The organism is Flavobacterium panacagri (assembly GCF_030378165.1).
GTDB lineage: Bacteria > Bacteroidota > Bacteroidia > Flavobacteriales > Flavobacteriaceae > Flavobacterium > Flavobacterium panacagri.
Genome location: NZ_CP119766.1, coordinates 3,779,099 through 3,804,741 on the forward strand (window position 1 = coordinate 3,779,099; position 25,643 = coordinate 3,804,741).

Annotated in this window: 19 protein-coding genes and 2 rRNA genes; 15 read left to right on the top strand and 6 right to left on the bottom strand. The window is 34.3% G+C overall.

The window, feature by feature from the left end; all coding sequences use genetic code 11:
• Window positions 1–48 precede the first annotated feature (48 nt).
• From P2W65_RS16565 to P2W65_RS16580, 4 genes are all read left to right on the top strand, one after another.
• Window positions 49–2,930 (top strand): 23S ribosomal RNA (locus P2W65_RS16565).
• A gap of 128 nt (window positions 2,931–3,058) precedes the next feature.
• Window positions 3,059–3,168: ribosomal RNA gene (rrf, locus tag P2W65_RS16570) — 5S ribosomal RNA — on the top strand.
• A gap of 410 nt (window positions 3,169–3,578) precedes the next feature.
• Complete coding sequence (locus tag P2W65_RS16575; RefSeq protein ID WP_289659220.1) at window positions 3,579–4,031, top strand: DUF1569 domain-containing protein; 453 nt, start codon at window positions 3,579–3,581, stop codon at window positions 4,029–4,031.
• A gap of 17 nt (window positions 4,032–4,048) precedes the next feature.
• Window positions 4,049–4,483 carry a nuclear transport factor 2 family protein gene (locus P2W65_RS16580; protein WP_289659222.1) on the top strand — a complete coding sequence of 145 codons (435 nt, stop codon included), beginning with the start codon at window positions 4,049–4,051 and terminating at the stop codon, window positions 4,481–4,483.
• A gap of 2 nt (window positions 4,484–4,485) precedes the next feature.
• On the opposite strand, the gene P2W65_RS16585 is transcribed toward P2W65_RS16580, so the two are convergent.
• Both P2W65_RS16585 and P2W65_RS16590 read right to left on the bottom strand, forming a co-directional pair.
• Window positions 4,486–5,139, bottom strand: coding sequence for an endonuclease III domain-containing protein (locus P2W65_RS16585; protein WP_289659224.1), 654 nt, complete (start codon window positions 5,137–5,139; stop codon window positions 4,486–4,488).
• 46 nt (window positions 5,140–5,185) lie between these two features.
• The gene (locus P2W65_RS16590) at window positions 5,186–6,049 is read right to left on the bottom strand and encodes an alpha/beta hydrolase (RefSeq protein ID WP_289659226.1); all 864 of its coding nucleotides are present in this window, start codon (window positions 6,047–6,049) and stop codon (window positions 5,186–5,188) included.
• Window positions 6,050–6,168: 119 nt separating this feature from the next.
• Between P2W65_RS16590 and P2W65_RS16595 the strand changes: the two genes are divergently transcribed.
• The 6 genes from P2W65_RS16595 to P2W65_RS16620 all read left to right on the top strand — a co-directional run bounded on the left by P2W65_RS16595 (window position 6,169) and on the right by P2W65_RS16620 (window position 15,786).
• On the top strand, window positions 6,169–7,596 hold the full coding sequence (locus P2W65_RS16595) for a glycogen synthase (RefSeq protein ID WP_289659228.1): 1,428 nt from the start codon (window positions 6,169–6,171) through the stop codon (window positions 7,594–7,596).
• Window positions 7,586–8,866 carry a glucose-1-phosphate adenylyltransferase gene (locus tag P2W65_RS16600; protein ID WP_179002043.1) on the top strand — a complete coding sequence of 427 codons (1,281 nt, stop codon included), beginning with the start codon at window positions 7,586–7,588 and terminating at the stop codon, window positions 8,864–8,866. The genes P2W65_RS16595 and P2W65_RS16600 overlap by 11 nt, the downstream gene beginning before the upstream one ends.
• 34 nt (window positions 8,867–8,900) lie before the next feature.
• Window positions 8,901–10,805: a 1,4-alpha-glucan branching protein GlgB gene (gene glgB, locus P2W65_RS16605; RefSeq protein ID WP_289659233.1), complete on the top strand. Its 1,905-nt coding sequence runs from the start codon at window positions 8,901–8,903 to the stop codon at window positions 10,803–10,805.
• Window positions 10,806–11,007: 202 nt separating this feature from the next.
• Entirely contained in the window at window positions 11,008–13,407 is a 2,400-nt protein-coding gene (locus P2W65_RS16610) for a glycoside hydrolase family 31 protein (RefSeq protein WP_289659235.1), read from the top strand.
• Window positions 13,408–13,490: 83 nt separating this feature from the next.
• A complete protein-coding gene (locus P2W65_RS16615) occupies window positions 13,491–14,300 on the top strand; it encodes a M48 family metallopeptidase (RefSeq protein ID WP_289659237.1) in 810 nt (269 codons plus the stop codon).
• A gap of 160 nt (window positions 14,301–14,460) precedes the next feature.
• Window positions 14,461–15,786 carry an MFS transporter gene (locus tag P2W65_RS16620; protein WP_289659239.1) on the top strand — a complete coding sequence of 442 codons (1,326 nt, stop codon included), beginning with the start codon at window positions 14,461–14,463 and terminating at the stop codon, window positions 15,784–15,786.
• An 88-nt stretch (window positions 15,787–15,874) separates the two neighbouring features.
• Here the strand turns inward: P2W65_RS16620 and P2W65_RS16625 are convergent, their stop codons facing one another.
• Genes P2W65_RS16625 through P2W65_RS16640 form a run of 4 tightly spaced genes read right to left on the bottom strand, consistent with a single transcriptional unit; the run spans window position 15,875 to window position 18,772 of the window.
• Entirely contained in the window at window positions 15,875–16,609 is a 735-nt protein-coding gene (locus P2W65_RS16625) for a head GIN domain-containing protein (RefSeq protein WP_289659241.1), read from the bottom strand.
• A gap of 19 nt (window positions 16,610–16,628) precedes the next feature.
• Window positions 16,629–17,687, bottom strand: a complete 1,059-nt coding sequence (locus tag P2W65_RS16630; RefSeq protein WP_289659242.1) for a DUF4097 family beta strand repeat-containing protein — start codon at window positions 17,685–17,687, stop codon at window positions 16,629–16,631.
• On the bottom strand, window positions 17,671–18,204 hold the full coding sequence (locus tag P2W65_RS16635; RefSeq protein ID WP_289659244.1) for an anti-sigma factor: 534 nt from the start codon (window positions 18,202–18,204) through the stop codon (window positions 17,671–17,673). The genes P2W65_RS16630 and P2W65_RS16635 overlap by 17 nt, the downstream gene beginning before the upstream one ends.
• A gap of 13 nt (window positions 18,205–18,217) precedes the next feature.
• Window positions 18,218–18,772: an RNA polymerase sigma factor gene (locus tag P2W65_RS16640; RefSeq protein ID WP_289659246.1), complete on the bottom strand. Its 555-nt coding sequence runs from the start codon at window positions 18,770–18,772 to the stop codon at window positions 18,218–18,220.
• A gap of 273 nt (window positions 18,773–19,045) precedes the next feature.
• Between P2W65_RS16640 and lon the strand changes: the two genes are divergently transcribed.
• The 5 genes from lon to P2W65_RS16665 all read left to right on the top strand — a co-directional run bounded on the left by lon (window position 19,046) and on the right by P2W65_RS16665 (window position 25,533).
• On the top strand, window positions 19,046–21,499 hold the full coding sequence (gene lon / locus P2W65_RS16645) for an endopeptidase La (protein WP_289659248.1): 2,454 nt from the start codon (window positions 19,046–19,048) through the stop codon (window positions 21,497–21,499).
• 162 nt (window positions 21,500–21,661) lie between these two features.
• Window positions 21,662–22,681: a type IX secretion system protein PorQ gene (gene porQ / locus P2W65_RS16650; RefSeq protein WP_289659250.1), complete on the top strand. Its 1,020-nt coding sequence runs from the start codon at window positions 21,662–21,664 to the stop codon at window positions 22,679–22,681.
• Between the two features lie 63 nt (window positions 22,682–22,744).
• On the top strand, window positions 22,745–23,353 hold the full coding sequence (locus P2W65_RS16655) for a murein L,D-transpeptidase catalytic domain-containing protein (RefSeq protein WP_289659252.1): 609 nt from the start codon (window positions 22,745–22,747) through the stop codon (window positions 23,351–23,353).
• Between the two features lie 42 nt (window positions 23,354–23,395).
• Window positions 23,396–24,088, top strand: a complete 693-nt coding sequence (cmk, locus tag P2W65_RS16660; protein ID WP_289659254.1) for a (d)CMP kinase — start codon at window positions 23,396–23,398, stop codon at window positions 24,086–24,088.
• Between the two features lie 68 nt (window positions 24,089–24,156).
• Entirely contained in the window at window positions 24,157–25,533 is a 1,377-nt protein-coding gene (locus P2W65_RS16665) for a nucleoside permease (RefSeq protein WP_289659256.1), read from the top strand.
• The last annotated feature ends 110 nt before the right edge of the window (window positions 25,534–25,643 follow it).

Genomic DNA, 25,643 nt, shown 5'->3' on the forward strand with positions numbered 1-25,643 from the left:
ATAATAAAAACAAAAAAAACGGTCCTGTTTTAATTAACAGGATTGGTACAATAAGCAAAATAAGGGCGCATGGGGGATGCCTAGGCTCTCAGAGGCGATGAAGGACGTGATAAGCTGCGAAAAGCTGCGGGGACTGGCACACACAGACTGATCCGCAGATATCCGAATGGGGCAACCCGCTATATTGAAGATATAGCACACCGATAGGTGGGCAAACCCGCTGAACTGAAACATCTAAGTAGGCGGAGGAGAAGAAAACAAAAGTGATTCCGTAAGTAGTGGCGAGCGAACGCGGATTAGCCCAAACCATCCATGTTACGGCATGGGTGGGGTTGTAGGACTGCGCTACTTCATGCACAAGGAACCGGAAGTTTCTGGAAAGGAACGCCGTAGAGGGTGACAGCCCCGTATGGGCAACAAGTGTAATGGACAGCAGTATCCTGAGTAGGGCGGGGCACGTGAAACCCTGTCTGAATTCGGCGGGACCATCCGCTAAGGCTAAATACTCCTGAGAGACCGATAGTGAACCAGTACCGTGAGGGAAAGGTGAAAAGAACCGTGAATAACGGAGTGAAATAGATCCTGAAACCATGCGCTTACAAGCGGTCGGAGCCCTTAAGTGGGGTGACGGCGTGCCTTTTGCATAATGAGCCTACGAGTTAACGTTGCCGGCAAGGATAAGTACTTCAGGTATGGATCCGCAGCGAAAGCGAGTCTGAATAGGGCGCTTTAGTCGGCAGTGTTAGACGCGAAACCGTGTGATCTACCCATGGGCAGGTTGAAGCTGTGGTAACACACAGTGGAGGACCGAACCGGTTGACGTTGAAAAGTCTTCGGATGACCTGTGGGTAGGGGTGAAAGGCCAATCAAACTCGGAAATAGCTCGTACTCCCCGAAATGCATTTAGGTGCAGCGCTGGACATAGTTATACAGAGGTAGAGCTACTGATTGGATGCGGGGGCTTCACCGCCTACCAATTCCTGACAAACTCCGAATGCTGTATAATGTTTGCCAGCAGTGAGGGCTTGGGTGCTAAGGTCCAAGTCCGAGAGGGAAAGAACCCAGACCATCAGCTAAGGTCCCCAAATATATGTTAAGTTGAAAGAACGAGGTTTGTCTGCCCAGACAGCTAGGATGTTGGCTTGGAAGCAGCCATTCATTTAAAGAGTGCGTAACAGCTCACTAGTCGAGCGGACGAGCATGGATAATAATCGGGCATAAACATATTACCGAAGCTATGGATTTGCAGTTTACTGCAAGTGGTAGGGGAGCATTCTGACAGGGCAGAAGGTGTGCCGTAAGGTATGCTGGACCGGTCAGAAAAGAAAATGTAGGCATAAGTAACGATAATGCGGGCGAGAAACCCGCACACCGAAAAACTAAGGTTTCCACAGCTATGCTAATCAGCTGTGGGTTAGTCTGGACCTAAGGCGAACCCGAAAGGGACAGTCGATGGCCGACGGGTTAATATTCCCGTACTACTAATTACTGTGATGGGGTGACGGAGTGATGAAAGCGCCGCGGACTGACGGAATAGTTCGTTGAAGTACCTAGCTATAAGACCTGTAGGCAAATCCGCAGGTTTTGGTGAAATACGATAGTACTCGGAGTCTTCGGACAAAGAGATAGTGCGCCTAAGGGCTTCCAAGAAAAACCTCTAAACTTCAGGTAATTAGTACCAGTACCGTAAACCGACACAGGTAGTTGAGGAGAGAATCCTAAGGTGCTCGAGAGATTCATGGCTAAGGAATTAGGCAAAATAGACCTGTAACTTCGGGAGAAAGGTCGCCACGCTCAGGCGTGGCCGCAGTGAAGAGGTCCAGGCGACTGTTTATCAAAAACACAGGGCTCTGCAAAATCGTAAGATGAAGTATAGGGCCTGACACCTGCCCGGTGCTGGAAGGTTAAGAGGAGATGTTATCTTCGGAGAAGCATTGAATTGAAGCCCCAGTAAACGGCGGCCGTAACTATAACGGTCCTAAGGTAGCGAAATTCCTTGTCGGGTAAGTTCCGACCTGCACGAATGGTGTAACGATCTGGACACTGTCTCAGCCATGAGCTCGGTGAAATTGTAGTAACGGTGAAGATGCCGTTTACCCGCAGTGGGACGAAAAGACCCTGTGCACCTTTACTATAGCTTAGTATTGACCTTGGATAAATGATGTGTAGGATAGGTTGGAGACTTTGAAGGGGCGTCGCCAGGCGCTCTGGAGTCATTGTTGAAATACAACCCTTTGTTTATCTGAGGCCTAACCCCGAGTATCGGGGGACATTGCTTGGTGGGTAGTTTGACTGGGGTGGTCGCCTCCAAAAGAGTAACGGAGGCTTCTAAAGGTTCCCTCAGTACGCTTGGTAACCGTGCGTAGAGTGCAATGGCATAAGGGAGCTTGACTGAGAGACATACAGGTCGATCAGGTACGAAAGTAGAGCATAGTGATCCGGTGGTTCCGCATGGAAGGGCCATCGCTCAAAGGATAAAAGGTACGCCGGGGATAACAGGCTGATCTCCCCCAAGAGCTCATATCGACGGGGGGGTTTGGCACCTCGATGTCGGCTCGTCACATCCTGGGGCTGGAGAAGGTCCCAAGGGTTGGGCTGTTCGCCCATTAAAGTGGCACGCGAGCTGGGTTCAGAACGTCGTGAGACAGTTCGGTCTCTATCTACTGCGGGCGTTAGAAATTTGAGTGGATCTGATTCTAGTACGAGAGGACCGAATTGGACAAACCGCTGGTGTATCTGTTGTCCCGCCAGGGGCACCGCAGAGTAGCTACGTTTGGAAGGGATAAGCGCTGAAAGCATATAAGCGCGAAACCCACCACAAGATGAGATTTCTTTTAAGGATCGTGGAAGATGACCACGTTGATAGGCTATAGATGTAAAGGCAGTAATGTCATAGTCGAGTAGTACTAATAATCCGTAAGCTTATGTACATAATTTTTCTCTCCCGTCCCAGACGGGAGAGAAGGAACTTTCTTAAAAAACTTATGTTTCTTTATCTCAGTATGTTAAAATATTGTCCGCACGCGGAAGGTAATTAGATATTAATTACTGAAAACCTTAAGGTGGTTATTGCGGCGGGGCTCACCTCTTCCCATCCCGAACAGAGAAGTTAAGCCCGCCTGCGCAGATGGTACTGCATCATTGTGGGAGAGTATGTCGTCGCCTTTCTTTTGAAAACCCTGTTTCTTACGAAACGGGGTTTTTTGTTTTATATCATTTTTTTATTTCTTGCGCAGAGAATGCGGGGAGTTATCTTTATGCTGTACGGTTATAAAGAACACAGAAGCTGTCTGTGTTAATTTCCGGGGTTTAAATGTAGATTTTTATATGCGGGAAATATGGAAAGTCCTTGTAATGCTGATGCTCCTGGGATGGGAGCGGCATCTCCAGATTTGGAAAAACAGGGCTTTTTCAGCCGCAGTTTCTGTACAGCAAACGGCTAGATCCACAGATAGACGTTATATTGATTAAAAAGTAGTGATTAAACAAAGATTTGGTGCATAAAATTTATAAGCGTAAGAATTTAAACGTAATTTTTCTATTTTTATAATCTTATTTATTGAACTAAATTATTAATCATGCAAAATATTTTTCTTGTAGAAGATTGTGAACAATTCATTAATCGTATTAATAAGCTGCAATCAGATTCACAGCCACTTTGGGGAAAGATGAGCGTTGATCAAATGCTGGCTCATTGTAATGTAACCTATGAAATGGTTTATGATAATGTACATCCAAAGCCTAATGCTTTTCTAAGATTAATTTTAAAATCTTTCGTAAAAAAGAAAGTAGTTGATGAAACTCCTTATCCAAAAAATATAAGAACGGCACCTCAATTTATTATAAATGGAAATCGTGATTTTAACCTTGAAAAGAAGAGGCTTATATCTTATATCAATAAAACTCGAGAATTAGGTGAGAACGTGTTTGAAGGGAAAGAATCTCTTTCTTTTGGGAAATTAAGTGCTAAAGAATGGAATAATTTGTTCGCAAAACATTTAGATCATCACTTTACTCAATTTGGCGTATAATTATATTTTACTTACTTATGAGAACTTATTTCCTTTTATATTTTCTGTTTCTTGGCATAATTTGTAATGCGCAAAAGCAAGAGGTTCAAAAGTGTATAGAAGTTTTTTTTGAAGGATTCCATCAAAGAGATTCTGCAAAAATTAAAACCGTCTGTGCAGATAAAATGATTTTGCAGTCAATTAGTGAAAACTCTGCAAAAGGCAATAAATTATCTAATGAAAGTGCGACTGCATTTTATAAAGCAATAGTGTCTATACCGTTAAGTATGAAATTTCAAGAAAAGATATTAAGTTATAATATACAGATTGATGGAGTTATGGCTCATGTTTGGGCTCCTTATGAATTTTACATAAATGATAAATTAACTCATTCAGGTGTAAATACCTTCACTTTGTTTAAAGAAAAAGATAATTGGAAAATTATTTATTTAATTGATACAAGAAGGAAATAATATTAATTTTTCTGATATTCAGTAGAATAATACAAACAGATATCCGTTAGAAGACATTCTTCACATTTTGGTTTTGGTCTGCAGGTTTCTCTTCCTAAAAAAGAAATCGCCATTCCAATTTCTGACCAGATATTTTTTGGTAAAACCTGCATCAAGTCTTTTTCCACCTTATTGCCGTCTTTGGATTCTTTAATAATTCCAATTTTTGGTGCTACTCTTATAACATGTAAATCAGCAATTATACCTTCGGCTGGCTGATGAGTTTCTCTTAAAATTACATTCGCAGATTTTCTTCCGATACCTTTCAAAGCAGTTAAAGCTGACATATTTAGAGGTATGTTTTTATCCTCTTTTATTGTCTTGGCAATATCCAAAAGCCATTGTGCTTTAGTGGAATAGTTTCGAACTTTACTTATATAAGGTATAAAAGCTTCCAAATTTGTTTCAGATAGACTTTTTAGCGTTGGATATTTTTCAAATAAAAGAGGAGAAATTGAATTAATATTAGCGTCAGAATCTTGTGCAGATAACACTACCATTACCAAAAGCTGATAGGTGTTTTGATAATGCAAAGGGTGTTTTTTACCTTTATATTTTTTTAAAATTGGTTCTAATTTAGTTTCCCAGTTTTCTGTTTCTCCAAATAAATCCATCATTAAATTTATTTAATTTTGATATTGAGATAGTTAACTATAAAGTTAGTTAGTTTTTGATGAATTCTAATATTTTTTTGATAACATTTTGATTTCCAAGTATTTTTCTGTGTCCTAATCCATCAGTTAGAAATAAGGAACCATTTTCAAGGTTTTGATGAATGTGAATTCCTGCTTTTACTAGGACTTCAGGATCGTCATTATCATGAATAACTAAAACAGGAATTTTTACTTTTTGAGCTGCACGATAGGCTGAAAAGTCATCCATTTTCACTTTATATTTATCTTCAAAAAATGTTCTTAAACGCTCACTAAATTTCTTGTTTAACTTTAGTTTTAAAATAAACTCATCCAAAATATCTTGTACAATATCCCCGCTTCCAATTATAATGGCTTTATTAATTTTTAGACCATCTTTAATAGCATTCAAAACAGACATACCACCTAAAGAATGTCCGATTGCAATTTCAAACGGGCCGAATTGTTTGTCAATTTCAAGAATAGAGGTGATAAATTCGGACATTATTGTTGTACTTCCTTCTGATTTTCCGTGAGCCGGAGCATCAAAACTGATAGTAGAATATCCCTGTTTTAATAATTCGTCAGCAATTTTAAACAGCTGCGTTCCTCTTCCAGACCAGCCATGAACTAGTAGTATTTTACGTTTACTTTGTCCATAGTGATATACTGTGATCTTTTTATTAATGGCAGGGACTTGTAAGACTTGCTGTAAGCTTTTAGAATCCATCTCAAATTCTCGTTTGGGAACTTTATGTTTTATTGGAGTTGTGAATATTTTCGCTGCAAATTTGGTAGCGAGATTTTTCGATACAAATGCACAAACCTTGGCAGATAGTATAATTATCTGTGGAATTTTTAATGATTTAATAGGATTAATTGCCTTTTTTGCCATTTCAATAAAACTTGTTTAAGTGCAGTACTTTGCTTGTTTTTTTGCTAAATTTAAAAAAAAGATAAAAGTAGCATATTAATGATTGTTTCGTAAAAAATAATCGCAAATTAATTTCTGAGATGGAGATTTTTCATATAAGTGCAGAGTGTTATCCTATGGCAAAAGTCGGTGGTTTGGCTGATGTTGTTGGAGCATTACCCAAATATCAGACAAATGCAGGTCATCAGGCTAGAGTTGTAGTTCCTTGTTATGATACAAAATTTAGAAAAGAAAATGATTTTGAATGCGTTCATTGGGGAACAGTGAAACTTGGAAATTTTGATTTTCCTTTCAGCGTTCTTAAAGAAACTACGGATAAATTGGGTTATGAATTATATCTTATCGAAATTAATGATTTATTTAATCGCCCAAATGTCTATGGATACGAAGATGATATAGAACGTTTTTTGTCTTTTCAGATCGCAACTTTAGATTGGATTATAGCCCGAAATAAAATTCCTGATATAATCAATTGTCATGATCATCATACGGGATTAATTCCATTTATGTTACAGTTGGCTTATAAATATGGAACCCTCAAGAATGTAAAGACAGTTATAACTATTCATAACGGCTTATATCAAGGTTGGTTTGGATTTGATAAATTGTATTATCTGCCAGAGTTCGATTTAAAACATATTGGATTGTTAGAATGGAATAATTCTATTAATTCACTAGCTGTCGGAATTAAATGTGCGAATGCAGTAACAACAGTTTCTCCAAGTTATCTGAATGAAATAAATAATGCGGCAAATGGGTTGGAAAGCTTGTTTCAGGCAGTTCGCAATAAATCAAGAGGAATTTTGAACGGAATTGATTTTGAAGTTTGGAATCCACTGAAAGATGTAATGATAGCTGAAAATTATTCAATTGAAAATTTTGAAACCGGGAAGCAGAAAAATAAAGAAAAGCTATGTGAGCAGTTTGAACTGGATGCTTCAAAACCACTTTTTAGCTTTATTGGACGTTTGTTTGAAGAAAAAGGCGGAGATTTATTACCACAAGCATCTGCTTTAGCTTTATCAGAACATTTTGAAGAGATTAATATTCTGATTTTAGGTTCAGGAAATGCCGTAATAGAAGAACAGTTAACACAATTGCGAAATGATTACAAAGGAAATTATAATGTTTTTATAGGTTATAATGAAGAATTGGCACATTTGATTTATGCGGGTTCAGATTATATTTTAATGCCATCCAGAGTTGAGCCTTGTGGTTTGAATCAAATGTATGCTATGCGATATGGAACAATCCCAATTGTTAGGAGAACTGGAGGTTTGCGAGATACCGTCATTGATTATGGAGATGAAGGAAATGGAATATGTCACGATCAGGCGTCGGTGGGAGATATCTGTTATTCTATAAATCGAGCTGTGAAATTGTACGATGATAAAATAAATTTCAATAAAGTAGTTCAAAGAGGAATGTCAACTGATCATTCCTGGGAGAGAGTTTGCCAAGAATATATCGAAATATACACCTTAATAATTGAGAAAAATGAAATTTAAAAAGAAAAATGTAGTTGCTATTATTTTAGGAGGAGGACAGGGATCACGTTTATTCCCATTAACAGAAACGAGATCTAAACCGGCTGTTCCAATCGGTGGAAAATATCGTCTGGTCGATATTCCAATTTCTAATTGTATTAATTCGGATATTTTTAAAATATTTGTTTTAACACAGTTTAACTCTGCATCTTTAAATGCTCATATCAAAAACACTTTCAATTTTAGTATTTTCAGTCAGTCCTTTGTAGATATATTAGCTGCTGAACAGACCCCAGATAATCCGACATGGTTTCAGGGAACCGCTGATGCCGTAAGACAATGTATGTCACATTTTTTAAAACACGATTTTGATCATGCTTTAATTCTGTCAGGAGATCAATTGTATCAAATGGATTTTAATGAAATGCTGGAAGCTCATATTGCTGCCGATGCTGAAATTTCGATTGCAACTCTGCCTGTAAATGCTAAAGATGCACCAGAATTCGGGATTCTTAAAACCGATCACGAAAACAATATTCACGCTTTTATAGAAAAACCACATGCTTCATTATTGCCAGAATGGGAATCGGAAGTAAGTGAACATATGCAAGAGAAAGGTAAAAAATATTTAGCTTCAATGGGTATTTACATTTTTAATAAACCATTGTTAGAGGAGTTAATGTCTAACCAGGAAACGAAAGATTTTGGAAAAGAAATTATTCCACAAGCCGTTGGAAAACATAAAATACTAAGTTATCAATATGAAGGTTATTGGACAGATATTGGAAACATTGAATCGTTCTTCGAAGCAAATATTGGTTTAACAGCAGATATTCCAGAATTTAATTTATTTGATAACGAGAATAAAATTTTCACTAGACCAAGATTATTACCTCCATCAAAGTTTAGAAATTCGATTATTAATCAATCTTTGATTTCAGAAGGATGCATCATAAATGCCAAAGAAATTAAAAGTTCTGTAATTGGTATCCGTTCTAGAATTGGAGAAGGAACTGTTTTGGAAAACTGCTATGTTATGGGGAATGATTTTTATCAGGATCTTGACGAATTGAATCATGAAAGCAGTATCAGTAAAATTCATGTTGGTATTGGGGAAAATTGTTTTATTCAAAATGCTTTGATAGATAAAAATGTACGTATTGGAAACAATGTTCACATTAGCGGTGGAAAGCATTTGGATAATTTTACTAACGAATTATACAGTATAAAAGACGGAATTGTTGTGATTAAAAAAGGAGTTACATTATCAGATAATTTTAGAATAGAATAGTTTTCAATATCAATTTTTGCCTTAATAAATAAACATGACTAAAGTAATCGCACATTCTCTTTTTACTGATTTTGATATCGATTTATTCAAAGCTGGAAAACACTTCAAATTATATGAAAAATTAGGAGCGCATTTAATTGAAGTTAATGGAGTAAAAGGCGTTTATTTCGCAGTTTGGGCTCCAACAGCACAGTCGGTTTCGGTTGTGGGCGATTTTAATTACTGGACACAAGGAGAGCATAATTTAAATGTTCGTTGGGATTCATCAGGAATTTGGGAAGGATTTATTCCCTATATTTCAAAAGGAACACTTTATAAATATAAAATACACTCTAGTATTAATGGTGTTGTAACAGAAAAGGCAGATCCTTTTGCTTTGTATTGTGAAAAACCACCGCATACCGCCTCAGTAGTCTGGGATTTAGATTATAAATGGAAGGACGAAAAATGGATGCAAAATCGTAAAGATAAGAATGCATTAGATAAACCATATTCTGTTTATGAAGTACATTTAGGATCTTGGCGAAGAGCTGATCATAATCGTTTTTTAAGTTATTTGGAATTAGCAGATGATTTGGTAAAATACGTTAAAGAGACTGGCTTTACACATGTCGAGTTTATGCCTATAATGGAATATCCGTATGATCCTTCGTGGGGGTATCAATTAACGGGATATTTTGCACCGACTTCCCGTTTTGGAAAACCACAGGATTTTATGGTTTTGGTTGATAAATTGCATCAAGAAGGAATTGGTGTTATTTTAGACTGGGTTCCGTCACATTTTCCTGACGATGCACATGGTTTAGGTTATTTTGACGGTTCTCATTTATACGAACATCCAGATCGCAGAAAAGGATATCATCCTGACTGGAAAAGTTTGGTTTTTAATTACGGAAGAAATGAAGTCCGAGCATTTTTAATTAGTAATGCCGTTTTCTGGCTTCAAAATTATCATGCTGATGGCTTACGAGTTGATGCCGTTGCCTCGATGTTATATTTGGATTATTCTAGAAAAGACGGCGAATGGGAAGCTAATATTTATGGTGGAAGAGAGAATTTAGATAGTATTAGTTTTCTTAAAGAATTTAATGAAGTAATCTATTCTAATTTTGATGGAGTCCAAACTATTGCAGAAGAAAGCACCTCCTTTCCAATGGTATCAAAACCAACATCTTTTGGCGGTTTGGGTTTTGGAATGAAATGGATGATGGGCTGGATGCACGATACTTTAAAATACTTTCAAAAAGAAACCGTTTACAGAAAATATCATCAGAACGATTTGACATTTTCAATGACTTATGCGTTTACAGAAAATTTTATGCTTCCGTTTTCTCATGATGAAGTGGTTTATGGAAAACAATCGCTTATCTATAAAATGCCAGGAGATGAATGGCAACGATTTGCTAATTTGAGATTACTATACGGTTATATGTTCACACACCCTGGGACAAAATTATTGTTTATGGGAGCTGAGTTTGGACAAACTGGAGAATGGAATTTTGAGCAAAGCTTAGATTGGCATTTATTGCAATATGATTTTCATTCAGGAATTAAAACGTTAATTACAGATTTAAATAATTTGTACAAATCCTATCCTGCTCTTTATGAAAAACAATTTTCAGCAGAAGGTTTTGAATGGATCAATTACTCTGACCACCAAAATGCTGTGATGTCTTACATAAGAAAAGGAAATAATGAAAATGAAAACCTAATTGTAGTTTGTAATTTCACACAAGTTGTGAGGGAAAATTATCGAATTGGTATTCCTAAAAAAGGAAAATTAAAAGAAATTTTTAATACAGATAATTCGATTTACGGAGGAAGCGGTGTTGGAAATCATCATTCAATTGAAACAAAAGCTTTCAAATATGATGGAAGAGATTTTTCGGTTGAATTAATTCTTCCTCCTTTAAGTGTAACTGTATATTCTTTCGTTTAGAAAAATCCTACATTTATTTATATAAGCAGCTTTTTGTCAGTTTATCGTTTTAAAATTGTCAATTTGCTGCTTTTTTGATCTAATATTTACGACTCAATCAGAAAAAACGTTTTCGTGATTAAACCTTTTATTCATAGGGCTTTATGAACTTTTTTTGTATGTTTGAAATAGAGATTATTGTTATAATTAATTCATTGTCCATATGATTACAAACACATCATTAGAATACAAAGGCGATTTATATCCATCAAAAATCGTTTCTTACGAGCATGAAGGTGATTCGATTTCCTTTAATACGGATAACAAGGTAATCTTAAAAGTTACTATTCTTAGAGACAGTTTAATTCGATTTCGATTTACTACGAAGGGCTATTTTAGCAACGATTTTTCGTATGCCATTGATAAAACCCAGCTTCATGGGTATAATTTTTTAGAACTTACTGAAGAAGAGACCTATTTCGAAATCAGAACCAGTAAGGTAAAATGTAAAATTCAGAAAGCGGATCTTCGTTTAGCTGTCTACGATTTAAATGATTTTCTTATCCTTGAGGACGAACTTGGTTTTCATTGGGAAGAAAGTTATGAATATGGTGGTAACATTGTAAAAATGAGTAAATTCTCTAAAGATGGAGAATGCTACTATGGTCTTGGAGATAAAGCTACTCAGATGAACCTTAAAGGTAAAAGAGTAGAGAATTTTGCTACTGATCAATATGCTTATCAAAAGGATCAAGAACCTTTGTATAAAGTAGTTCCGTTTTATATTGGGTTGCATAATAAGCAGTCTTACGGAATATTCTTCGATAATACTTTTAGAACTTTCTTTGATTTTTGTCAAGAGAGAAGAAATATTACCAGTTTCTGGGCAGAAGGTGGCGAAATGAATTATTATTTCATTTACGGGCCTCAGATGCAGGATGTGGTAACTACTTATACCGATTTAACTGGGAAACCAGAATTACCACCGCTTTGGGTTTTAGGATATCATCAATGTAAATGGAGTTATTATCCAGAAAGTAAGGTAAAAGAAATTACTTCTAAATTTAGAGAACTTAAAATTCCATGCGACGCTATATATCTGGATATTGATTATATGGATGGTTTTAGGTGTTTTACCTGGAATAAAAATTATTTTCCAGATCCAAAGAAAATGGTGGCAGAATTAGCCGAGGACGGATTCAAAACTGTTGTCATTATCGATCCTGGAATTAAAATTGATAAAGATTACTGGGTTTATCAAGAAGCTTTGGAAAAAGATTATTTCTGTAAAAGAGCTGATGGCCCTTATATGAAAGGAAAAGTATGGCCGGGAGAATGTAACTTTCCTGATTACACAAATCCTGCAGTAAGAGAATGGTGGGCAGGTTTATTTAAAGAATTAATTGCAGATATTGGAGTTAAAGGTGTTTGGAACGATATGAACGAACCAGCTGTTATGGAGGTTCCTAATAAAACATTTCCAATGGACGTTCGCCATCTTTATGATGGAAATCCTTGCAGTCATAGAAAAGCTCATAATATATATGGAACTCAAATGGCAAGGGCAACTTATCATGGAGTAAAACGATTTGTTTATCCAAAACGTCCTTTTGTTATTACAAGATCGGCTTATTCAGGTGCACAACGTTATACTTCGTCATGGACAGGGGATAATGTGGCAACTTGGGAACATTTATGGATTGCAAATATTCAGGTGCAGAGAATGTCAATTTCAGGAATGGGATTCACAGGTTCAGATATTGGTGGATTTGCCGAACAGCCTTCGGGAGAATTATATGCGCGTTGGATTCAATTAGGGGTTTTCCATCCATTCTGTAGAACACATTCATCTGGAGATCATGGAAATCAAGAACCTTGGTCATTTGATGAAGAAGTGATTAATATTACTAGAAAATTTGTAAGTCTTCGTTATCAATTATTACCTTATTTATATACCATGTTTTGGCAGTATATTGAAGAGGGAGTTCCCATGTTAAAACCATTGGTTTATTATGATCAAGATGATACGCAAACACATTATCGCAACGATGAATTTGTCTTTGGAAACCAAATTTTAGTTTGTCCAATACTTGAACCTAATGCTGTAGGTAGACGTATGTATCTTCCAAGAGGCGAGTGGTATAACTACTGGACAAATGAGCTTTTTATTGGAGGAAGGGAAATCTGGATTGATACGAAATTTGATGAAATTCCAGTATTTATAAAAGCAGGTGCGATTATACCAAAATATCCTGTTCAGCAGTATGTCGGCGAATTAGACTTTGACGAATTGACACTGGATGTGTATTATAAAAATGGAAAAGAAAAATCAGTAGTGTATGAAGATGCGCAAGATGGTTACGATTACAAAAAAGGTCGATACAGTTTCTTGTCTTTAAGAACAATTGGAAAAGAAAAAGAATTAATTATTCAGTTGCACAAAGAAGGGAAATATGATACACCTTACAGCAAGTATAAAATTAATTTAGTTGGATTGCCTTTTAAGGTAACTGAAATAGAAATTGACAATGAAAAAGTTGATTTTGATAAAATTAGTTTCGAGTCCAATAATTTCTTAATTGTTGATAAAGAGTTTAATGAGCTTCATATTGTTGGAGAGTAATAATAATTCTGATATTTTTTTGTTAAATTCTGTAAAATAATAATTTGTAATAATTGTATTTTTGTTCGAAAATAGCTCGAATTATGAAAAAATATTTGTTTTTAGGGATTTTCAGTAGTCTTGTTTTGTCTTGTGCAACAAACCCAATTACAGGAAAACAAAACTTGAATTTTGTTTCAAACAGTGAATTATTTCCAACTTCATTTCAACAATACAGCACATTTTTGTCTGAAAATAAAGTGATAACAGGAACAGCAGATGCAAAACTTGTTGAAACTGTTGGATATAAAATTAAGTTAGCAGCCGAAAAATATTTAGCTTATTTAGGACAATCACAGTATTTAAAAGATTATCGCTGGGAATATAAATTAGTTGATAATAAAGAAGTAAATGCTTGGTGTCTTCCAGGAGGAAAAATTGTGGTTTATTCCGGAATTCTACCAATTACGCAAAATGAATCAGGTTTGGCAACAGTAATGGGCCACGAGGTTTCACACGCTTTAGCCAATCATGGTGCTCAGAGAATGAGTGCAGCACAGCTACAGTCAATTGGAGGAGCAGTTCTAGATGCGGCAACAAGCAACAAAACAGCTCAGACAAGAGAAATCTTTTCTCAGGCTTATGGTATGGGAACTGAAGTAGGAGTAATGTTGCCTTTTAGTAGAAGTAATGAAAGCGAAGCTGATAAAATAGGTTTGACTTTAATGGCTATTGCCGGTTACAATCCAGAAGATGCTGTCGCTTTTTGGGGTAGAATGGCGGCAAAATCGGGCGGTTCTGGAACACCAGAATTTATGAGCACACACCCTTCCGATGCTACGAGAATTGCTAATATAAAAGCTTTAATTCCAGAAGCTAAAGCCGTTGCGCTTAAAGTGGGGACTATCAAATAAAAGGAAAGTATAAAAATATAATTTCTAAAAGCTATTCGTTTTTGAATAGCTTTTTTGTTTTTATTGCAGTTCATAATTTAATAATGTATGAATTGAAAATTTTCTATTTGATTATGATAAAAATTAGATAAATTCGTAGCCTATTAACAAAACCATTTCTATGAAAAACCTACAAAAAGGAGATAAGAAGCTTTTAAATGCTTGGGCATTTTATGATTGGGCCAATTCAGTTTATACTTTGACAATTGCTTCGGCAGTATTTCCAATTTTTTACGAAGCCTTATTTTCAGATCGTGATCACTATATTGATGTTTTTGGAATGCATCTTAAAAACTCGGCATTAATTAGTTTTATTACTGCTTTTGCCTTTATGGTAGTTTCTTTTATTTCTCCTTTATTATCTGGAATTGCCGATTATGTTGGGAATAAGAAATCATTTATGAAGTTCTTTTGTTATGTAGGAGCATTGTCTTGTATGGGATTGTATTGGTTTGACTTAGATAATATTTATGTTGGATTGTTATTTTACTTTTTAGGCCTATTAGGATATTGGGGAAGTTTGGTTTTTTATAATTCGTATTTGCCAGACATTGCTTTCGAAGAGCAGCAAGACAGAATTAGTGCTAAAGGGTATTCTCTAGGATATATCGGGAGTGTTATTTTGTTAATTATCAATTTAGCGATGATTATGAAACCAAAATTATTTGGAATCTCTGGAACAGATGGAGAAGCAGCAATGAAAGCTATGCGTTATTCTTTTGTTATGGTGGGAGTTTGGTGGATTTTATTCAGTCAATATACATATTACTATTTACCGAAAGGAAGTAAAGAAACAGGACAGAAATTGACAAAATCTGTTGTATTTAATGGTTTTAAGGAGCTGAAAAAGGTTTGGGCATTGCTAAATCAAAATATTCCATTAAAACGCTATTTAGGAGGATTCTTTGTTTCTAGTATGGCTGTTCAGACCGTAATGCTTGTAGCCACTTATTTTGGGGCTCAGGAAATTCAATGGGAAACCAAAGAACAAAGTACAATTGGATTGATCGTTTGTATTTTGATTATTCAATTAGTAGCGGTTGTTGGTGCTGTTTTAACATCGAGAGCTTCAGCGAAATTTGGAAATATTCCTACGCTTATAGGAATTAATATTATTTGGGTTGTTTTTTGCGTAATTGTTTATTTTATCTTTTTACCGACACATTTTTATGTAATGGCAACCATTGCAGGATTCGTAATGGGAGGAATTCAAGCATTGTCACGTTCAACTTATTCAAAATTATTACCAGAGACAGAAGATACAGCATCATTTTTTAGTTTCTATGATGTAGCTGAAAAAATTGGAATTGTAATTGGAATGTGTGTTTACGGAATTATAGATCAGATTACTGGAAGTCCTCGTGCGGCAATTGTGATTTTAGGAATATTTTTCGTTACAGCTATTTTTCTTTTAAGACGAGTACATAAAAAAGACGTTTCAAATTAATGAAACGTCTTTTGATAGGAATATCACGAATTGCAGCTAATGATTTGATTGATGATAGTTTTGTAATTCGTGATATTTTTATAAATAATTAACCTTTAGAAATACTTCCTGAGCCTGAAACTTTTACATCACGTTTTTCAGGATTTCCTAAATATTTAATATTTCCAGAACCAGAAACTCTAGCTGTTAGGCTCTCATTACAAGTTAGTTTACTGTTTCCTGAGCCAGAAATATTCGCATCAACAATTTTAGATTTAAGTTCAGATGCTTTTATATTTCCTGAGCCAGATATTTTGCTGGTAAAAGAGTTAGCAGTTCCTTTTAGGGTTACATCACCAGAACCGCTCAGCGCTAAGTCAAAAGTATTAGCTTCTATATCTAAATCAAAATTACCAGAACCAGATAATTTAGCAGTTAGGTTGTCACTTTTAATTTTATCTTTAGTTCTAACATTTCCTGATCCTGATAAAGTAACTGCAGCAATTTTTTCAAAAGGAATAGTAACTTCAATTTTTTTTCCAGAACTAGAACGAATCTGAGTTCCTCTTTCTACATACACTTTTAGTTCGTTTCCTTCAACTTCTACTTTAATTGCTTGTAGTAAATTTTCTTCGCCTTTAATTGTGATTTTTCCTTCTTTACCTGCAACTAAATCCACATCAAAAAAACCTGCGATTTTAATACTATCATAATCTCCTGTAGTTCTGGTTTGGGTTGTAATTTTGCCGTTTCCAGTTATTTTGTTGTTAGATCCCCATTGTGCATTAACATTTATATTGGTTAGAAATAATGCTAAGGCTAGAATTAGAATTGACTTTTTCATTGTTTTGATTTTTAGATGATTAATTTTTTATTAAAGAAACGTTTCCGTAATTAGAACTGATATTAACTTTGTTTTGACCTTTTTTCTTGTAGAAACCGCTTATTCTTTTAGTATTGCTTTTGGTCTCAGAAACAGAAATGTCTAAAGTATTGTCGTGTTTAATATTTGAATACCTAGTAGAAATATCAAAATCAAAAGCATAATTTGCTGCATAGCCAAGAGAAATGTCAGTATATCCAGAATTGATATTTACATTTCCAGCTTTTTCAGTCATGTTTCCAATATTGATTTTGCTGTAATTAGTGTCAAAGCTAAAGTTGCTGGAAACTTCTCCAATATTGATAGTTAAATAATTTCCAGAACCATTTAAAGAATTGATTTTTTGAAATTTAAAATTTCCGTAATTACATTCGTACTTTATGTTTTCACCATCGCCAAGATTTACATCTGTATAATTAGTATTTAAATTTAGATTTCCTGAGTCATTAATTTTAAGTCCAGAATATCTGGCATTTATATTTCCTGTTTTGATGTACTCAATACTTGAATTCTGGCAGTATGCAATTTCAACGTTATTACTTGATCCGTTTAGTTTTCCCAAAGTAACTTTGCCGTATTTACAGCTTATATTAGAATTTCCTTCTAAGTTTAGAGTAGAGATATTACCATATTTATTGAATAATTTTGCAGAACCGTTTTTAGGAATTTTAATTACATAATTAATTTCAAAGCTGTTGTTACTTCCTTTACTTTTTAAAGAAGAACTTCCAAGATTAGTCACTGCAGAAACCATACTTTTAAGAGCGGTAATATCTACATCGATGCTGTTTAAACGTTCGTTAACCCAATTTTCGTTAGGGCCATTAACTTTAATTATGATATCCAAATCAATTTTGTCTTCGTCCCAGGTAGATACAGAAATGTTGCCATATTTATTGTCAATGTCAATTCCAGCGTTGGAATTTACGATATATGTTTTTTTAATGTTTTTTTGTTTGGTAATAAAAGCATCGTCATTCGAAAATCCCAAGAAAGGAATCAAAAGGAATAAAATTAGTAAGTTATAGCGTTTCTTCATTAGATGTGTTTTTTAATTTTTCGTTGTCTTCAATTCGTTTCAGAACGGTTTGTAAAAAAGAAATTCGGGTCTGCAGATTGCTAATCATAGCATAAATAATCTGTTTGTTTTCACCGTTTTTCTGCAATTCATTAATGATTTTTTGGTAATCGGCATCAAAGGTTTTCATTTGCTTTAATGCATCATTAATAATCTGCTCATTTTCCGGTGAACTTTTTTCTTTTAATTTAACCAGTTCGTTATCAATTAGAATGTTGAAAATAGAATCGGTACGTTTAGTTTCTTTAGAAGCAAATTTGAATTCTTTTGGTTTTTCGTTTTTGTAAAAAATAGATACGCCAATCATCAATACAATAGAAGCTGCAATGGCTGTTACGAACCAGTATTTTTTCTTTGGTTCTTTTTTATTTAATTTTTGCATAAAATCCATTTGATGATTGGGGTTTAATTCCTCAATATCCCACTGGTTTTCAAACTTGCTGAATAATTCGTCTAAATTGTCTTTTTCATTTTTCATATTCCAATTCATTTTAAATTTCTTCCAATTTTTTACGTAAACTATCTTTTGCTCTGCTTAAGGTTGTTCTGCAATTTGCATAACTAATATTCAAAATTTCGCAGATCTCTTCTTGATCATAGCCTTCAATATAAAATAAGGTTAATACCATTCTATAATTATCTTTTAATTGCAAAATTGTATCCAATACCTGTTTTACTTTAAGATTGTTTAAGTCAATATTTTCAGAAATAATTCCGTCATTTTCTTCAATTTTATATAGTTGTTTGCTTAAGTCTTCTACTTGAAAAGAGTTGTTTTTTCTATAAAAATCGATACTATAATTGATGATTATTTTTTTTAACCATGCTCCAAAAGCCACTTCTTGTTTATAGTCATTGATTTTTGTAAAAGCCTTTAAGAATCCTTCCTGCATGACGTCTTGTGCAAAATGTTCATCTTTTACAATACGATACGCAACGTTATACATCGCTTTGCAATAGCGATTGTAAATTTCAAACTGCGCTTTCTGATTATTGTTTTTACATAGCGCAATTAATTCTTCGATATTTTGGTTGTTTTGACTCAAGTAATGGCTTTTGGTTTTTATAAATGACTTTGCTTTTTTTTATTTGTTACACTTTTGATAAAATTAATTTTATTTTTTTTTAATTTTTTATCTAATGAAATTAAATCCAATTTTAGAACTGACTTATTTTGCATTTGGCACAATGATTGTCTATTTTTATGGCCTGTCTAGTAAATGTAAAACAGTGGGTGTTTTCAGGTAAAGCTTAATGAAGTAATACCGATTTTACAGATGGCTTAATTTTTTTAATGACAAAACGACTTATATATTATCATGTCAAATCATAAAATACTTACTATTGACAATCTGTCACTTCAAGAATTTGATTCAGAAGCAGAATTAATTCCTTTATTAACTCCGGAGGACGAAGAGGAAATGAATAATGAAGAGCTTCCTGTTTCTCTGCCAATTTTACCTTTACGAAATACTGTTTTGTTCCCAGGAGTTGTTATTCCGATTTCTGCAGGAAGAGATAAATCGATTAAATTGATTAATGATGCGAATGCTGGTGGAAAAATTATAGGTGTTGTATCTCAAATTAATGAAGAAGATGAAGATCCGTCAAAAGATGACATTCATAAAATAGGAACTGTTGCTCGTATTTTACGTGTTTTAAAGATGCCTGACGGTAATGTAACCGTTATTCTTCAAGGTAAAAAGCGTTTTGAAATCGACGAAGTGGTTTCCGAAGAGCCATACATGACAGCTACTATTAAAGAAGTTGCAGAAGAACGTCCAGATGAAAGTGATTCTGAATTCACGGCTATTTTAGATTCTGTTAAAGAATTGGCTATTCAAATTATTAAAGAAAGTCCAAATATTCCTTCTGAAGCTACTTTTGCAATTAAAAATATTGAAAGCCAGTCGTTTTTAATCAATTTTGTTTCTTCTAATATGAATTTATCAGTAAAAGAGAAACAAGGTCTTTTATCGATAAATGGATTAAAAGAACGTGCTTTAGAGACGTTACGTTATATGAATGTTGAGCTTCAAAAATTAGAATTGAAGAATGACATTCAGTCAAAAGTTCGTTTTGATTTAGATCAGCAGCAACGCGAGTATTTCCTTCATCAGCAAATGAAAACCATTCAAGAAGAATTGGGAGGCGTTTCGCAGGAAGAAGAAATGGATGAAATGGGCTTAAAAGCCAAAACTAAAAAATGGGACGAAAAAACGCAGAAACATTTCGAAAAAGAATTGTCAAAAATGCGTCGTATGAATCCGCAGTCTCCTGATTTTGGAATTCAAAGAAACTATTTAGAGCTGTTTTTAGAATTGCCTTGGGGTGAGTATTCTAAGGATAAATTCGACTTGAAATTTGCACAGAAAGTTTTAGATAAAGATCACTTCGGATTAGAAGAAGTAAAAAAGAGAATGATAGAGCATTTGGCAGTTTTAAAATTGCGAAATGATATGAAATCGCCAATTATTTGTTTGACAGGACCTCCAGGTGTTGGTAAAACTTCTATTGGACGTTCAGTTGCTGAAGCTTTAGGACGCGAGTATGTACGTATTTCGTTAGGTGGTTTGCGTGATGAAGCAGAAATTCGCGGGCACAGAAAAACCTATATTGGAGCGATGCCGGGAAGAATTATTCAAAGTTTGAAAAAGGCAGGAACTTCAAATCCAGTATTTATTTTAGATGAGATTGATAAATTATCAAGCGGTAATAGCGGTGATCCATCTTCAGCTTTACTAGAAGTATTAGATCCAGAGCAAAACAGTGCTTTCTATGATAATTTCCTTGAAATGGGATATGATTTGTCTAAAGTAATGTTTATTGCGACTTCAAATAATATGGCAGCTATTCAGCCAGCTTTGCGTGACAGAATGGAAGTCATTAAAATGTCAGGTTATACAATTGAAGAAAAAGTAGAGATTGCAAAAAGACATCTTTTTCCAAAACAATTAGAAGCGCACGGTTTAACTTCAAAAGATTTAACAATTGGTAAAAAACAATTAGAAAAAATCGTTGAAGGTTATACGAGAGAATCAGGTGTTCGTAATTTAGAAACTAAAATTGCTCAGGTGATCAGAAATGCTGCAAAATCGGTAGCAATGGAAGAGGAGTACAATAAAAAAGTGACAGACGAAGATATTGTTGCTATTTTAGGTGTTCCGAGATTAGAGCGTGATAAATATGAAAATAATGATGTTGCGGGTGTTGTAACTGGTTTGGCTTGGACAAGTGTCGGTGGTGATATTTTGTTTATTGAATCTTTGATTTCTGAAGGAAAAGGCGCTTTGACTATTACAGGAAATCTAGGAACTGTAATGAAAGAATCTGCAACTATTGCTCTAGAATATATTAAAGCCAATGCTAAGAAATTAGGATTAAGCACAGAAATTTTTCAAAAATACAATATTCACCTGCATGTTCCAGAAGGAGCTACTCCAAAAGATGGCCCAAGTGCTGGTATTGCAATGCTGACCTCTTTAGTTTCGCTTTTAACTCAGAAAAAGGTAAAGAAAAGCCTAGCGATGACAGGAGAAATTACTTTACGAGGAAAAGTTTTGCCTGTTGGCGGAATTAAAGAGAAAATCTTAGCAGCAAAACGAGCTGGTATTAAAGAAATTATTCTTTGCCATGAAAACAAAAGCGACATTGATGAAATTAAAGCAGAATACTTAGAAGGGCTTTCTTTTCATTATGTAAAAGAAATGAGTGAAGTTCTGGCAATTGCTTTAACTGATCAAAGTGTAAAAAATGCTAAGACATTAAAATAAGCTTCAATAAAATTATTTAATTCTTAAAATCCAAATTTCAATTTTACTATTGGAATTTGGATTTTTTTATTGAAATTTATTTAGCGTTTATTTTCATTTTTGCTGTTATATAATTTTATATTTGTAGCTGCGTTATTCACAAATAGGAGCGTTCCAAAAGACATGTTTAAACAGATCGTTTTATTTTTTATGTTGCTGATTTGTTCGACTTCGTTCGGACAAGTTGGAGGACGTTACACCTATCAATTTTTGAATTTGACAACTTCGCCAAGACAGGCTTCACTCGGTGGAGATGTTATTACTATATATGATGAAGATGTCAATCAGGCCATGTCTAATCCAGCCCTTATAAATGCAGATATGGACAATCATTTGGCTATGAATTATGGGAGCTATTACGGAGAAGCTTCTTATGGAACCGCTTCATACGCCTATACTTATGATAGGCACGTGCAAACACTTTATGCAGGTGTAAGTTACATCAATTACGGCTCTTTTGAAGGGTATGATGAAAACGGACAAGCGACTTCTAATTTCACAGGAAGCGAAGGTGCACTTACCGTAGGGTATGCGTACAACGTTCCTTATACAAGTTTGTATCTCGGCGCAAATGCTAAGCTGATAACATCTTCGCTAGAAAGTTATAATTCTATTGGTGGAGCTGTCGATTTAGGAGCCTTGTATGTAGACGAAAGAAATGATATTAATTTTGGTTTGGTGTTTCGCAACATTGGAACACAGTTCACCACTTACTCTGGAATAAAAGAAAATCTGCCTTTTGAAATTGTTGCTGGTATTTCGCAGGAATTAGAACATGTACCTATTCGCTGGCATCTTACATTAGAAAATTTACAGCAATGGAATATCTCTTTCTCGAACCCTAATCGAGGAGAAACCAATATTGATGGTTCAACAAGCGCAGAGAAAGTTTCATTTTTTAATAATGCATTAAGACACGTTGCTTTTGGAGTAGAACTTTTTCCGAAAAGAGCCTTTAATTTACGTGTCGGATATAATTTTAGAAGAGGAGAAGAATTAAGAGTTAACGATCAACGTAATTTCTCGGGAGTTTCATTAGGATTTGGGTTGAAGATAAATAAATTGCGATTTAATTATTCCTATTCTAGATATACATTGGCGGCTAATACAAGTCTTTTCGGCTTAATTTTAAATTTTCAATAATAACATTTTAAAAAGAGTAATAATTACGTCAATTAATTATTCAACAGTTTTTTCAAATTTCAAATGAAAAAAATACTACTTATTTGCTTTTTTATTGTTGCAGCTTTTGCTGTATACTTTTTTATTGATAATGAACAAAACATTGCCTTTCTTTCCTCTGAAGAATCAGAAAGAGTTGAATCTCAAGTTTCAGAAATCAAAAGAATTACGGAAAGTAATTCAAAATACAATAAAGAGATTGCTTTTTTGATTGACATGAAAATTCCATCAGGCAAAAATCGATTTTTTGTTTATGATTTGAAAACAAATAAAATACTAGATCAAGGTTTGGTTGCTCATGGTTCTGGTTCGGAAACAGGAATCAAAGGAAAATTAAAATTCAGCAACATACCGAATTCATTTAGTACTTCATTAGGCCAATATTCAATAGGAAATCATTATATGGGAAAGTTTGGAAAAGCGTACAAACTTTATGGATTAGATGATACAAACAATAATGCTTTTAAAAGAGATATTGTTTTTCATTACTATTATGATGTTCCGTATAAAGAGAAAGATGGTTACATTTGCAATAGCCAAGGCTGTCCCATGGTAAATAAAAAGTATTTTGATAGACTGGCAAAAATTATTGATAGTTCTAAATCGGAAATTGTAATGAGTATTTATTATTAGAATTTTGGAACTTTAAAAGAATAAAAATTAAAAAATAAAGAATTGAAAAAGATCACTATTGCTATCGATGGATTTTCATCAACAGGTAAAAGTACCTTAGCAAAACAACTGGCAAAAAAATTAGAGTATGTATATGTAGATACTGGAGCTATGTATAGAGCGGTAGCTTTTTTTGCTATGCAGCATAATTTAATTGGGACTGATTTTTTTGATAAAGATGTCTTGGTTAGCGCATTGCCTAAAATTCAATTAGAGTTTAAGTTTAATGCCGATTTAGGTTTTGCTGAAATGTATTTGAATGGTGAAAATGTAGAGAAACAAATTAGAACAATTGAGGTTTCTAACTTTGTAAGCAAAGTTGCAACTGTTTCAGAAGTTCGTTCAAAATTAGTAGAACAACAACAGGAAATGGGTAAAAATAAAGGCATCGTTATGGATGGAAGAGATATAGGAACAGTTGTTTTTCCTGATGCCGAACTTAAAATCTTTATGACTGCCAGTGCAGAAACGCGTGCGCAGAGGCGTTTTGATGAATTGCAAGCAAAAGGAGATAGCGTAACCTATGAAGAAGTTCTTAAAAATGTTGTAGATAGAGATAATTTAGACACAAGCAGAGAAGATTCACCTTTGGTAATTGCCGACGATGCTATTGAGATAGATAATTCTTACTTAAATAAAGAAGAGCAGTTTGATGCTGTTTTAGAATTAGTGAATGATATTGTTAAAACAGCATAATTTTTTGCAGATATTATTTTTAATGGTAGTTTTACCGCTTCATTTTTACTAAAGACAAATTATACTATATGGGTATTAAAAATAGATTGATTTTAATGAGCTTTCTGCAATTTTTTGTTTGGGGAGCTTGGCTTATAACAATTGGAAATTATTGGTTTGGTACAAAAAACTGGGAAGGAACTCAGTTCGGACTGGTTTTTGGAACCATGGGAATCGCTTCTCTTTTTATGCCTACACTTACAGGTATTATTGCTGACAGATGGATTAACGCTGAAAAATTGTATGGAGTCCTTCATATCCTTTATGCAGTTGTTTTGTTTGGAATAGCTCAAGTTTCAACTCCTGATACTTTTATTATAGTAATGCTTTTGGCGATGTGCTGTTATATGCCGACAATTGCTTTAAGTAATTCTATTTCTTATACTTCGCTTAAATTAAACAATAAAAATATTGTAAAAGACTTTCCGCCAATCCGTGTTTGGGGAACAATTGGTTTTATTGTTGCGATGTGGATTACAAATTTAAGCGGCAGTAAAGCAACAGAATATCAGTTTTATATTGCTGGAGCAGGGGCTTTAATCTTAGGAATCTACGCTTTTACATTGCCAAAATGTGAACCACAGCGTTTGATTAAAGAAAATGCAACTTGGATTGAGACTTTAGGATTAGAGTCATTTAAGTTGTTTGGAAACTATAAAATGGCTTTGTTTTTTGTTTTTTCTATGTTTTTAGGAGGAGCACTACAGCTGACAAATGCTTATGGAGATGTGTTTTTAGATGAATTTAAACATTTTCCTAAATATGCAGATTCTTTCGTAATCAAATATTCGACTATTATTATGTCGATTTCTCAGGTTTCTGAAACCTTGTTTATTTTAGCAATTCCATTTTTCTTAAGACGTTTTGGAATCAAACAAGTAATGTTAATCAGTATGCTGGCTTGGGTTCTTCGTTTTGGGTTATTTGCTTTTGGAGATCCTGTTGGTGGTTTATGGATGATTATTTTGTCTTGTATTGTATACGGAATGGCGTTCGATTTCTTTAATATTTCCGGTTCTTTATTTGTAGAAAGTAATACCGATTCTAAAATTCGTTCTTCTGCGCAAGGTTTATTTATGATGATGACCAATGGAGTAGGAGCCGTTTTAGGAAGTTTAACTTCTGGATGGGCAATCGACCGTTTCTTTACAAAATCATTTACTAATACAACTGAGTTGGCAGGATTTTTACAAACAGACGCTTCAAATGAAAAGATGGTAGAATTTGTAAAGAGCCAAGGAAATTCAATTTCTACAGAAGGCGCTTTTACAAATCCGGTTTTAATGAAAGACTGGCATACTATTTGGCTTTCGTTTGCGCTTTATGCTTTGGTGATTGCGATTGCTTTTGCTGTTTTGTTTAAACACAAACATGATCCAAAAGAGATTGAGGATTTAAGTCATTAAAATAAAATTTTGATTCTTAGACAAAAGATGGTCTAATAAGCGAATAGAAATAATTTAATTAAAATATAAAATACCACAAAAGTTTCTAAATTTAGAAACTTTTGTGGTAT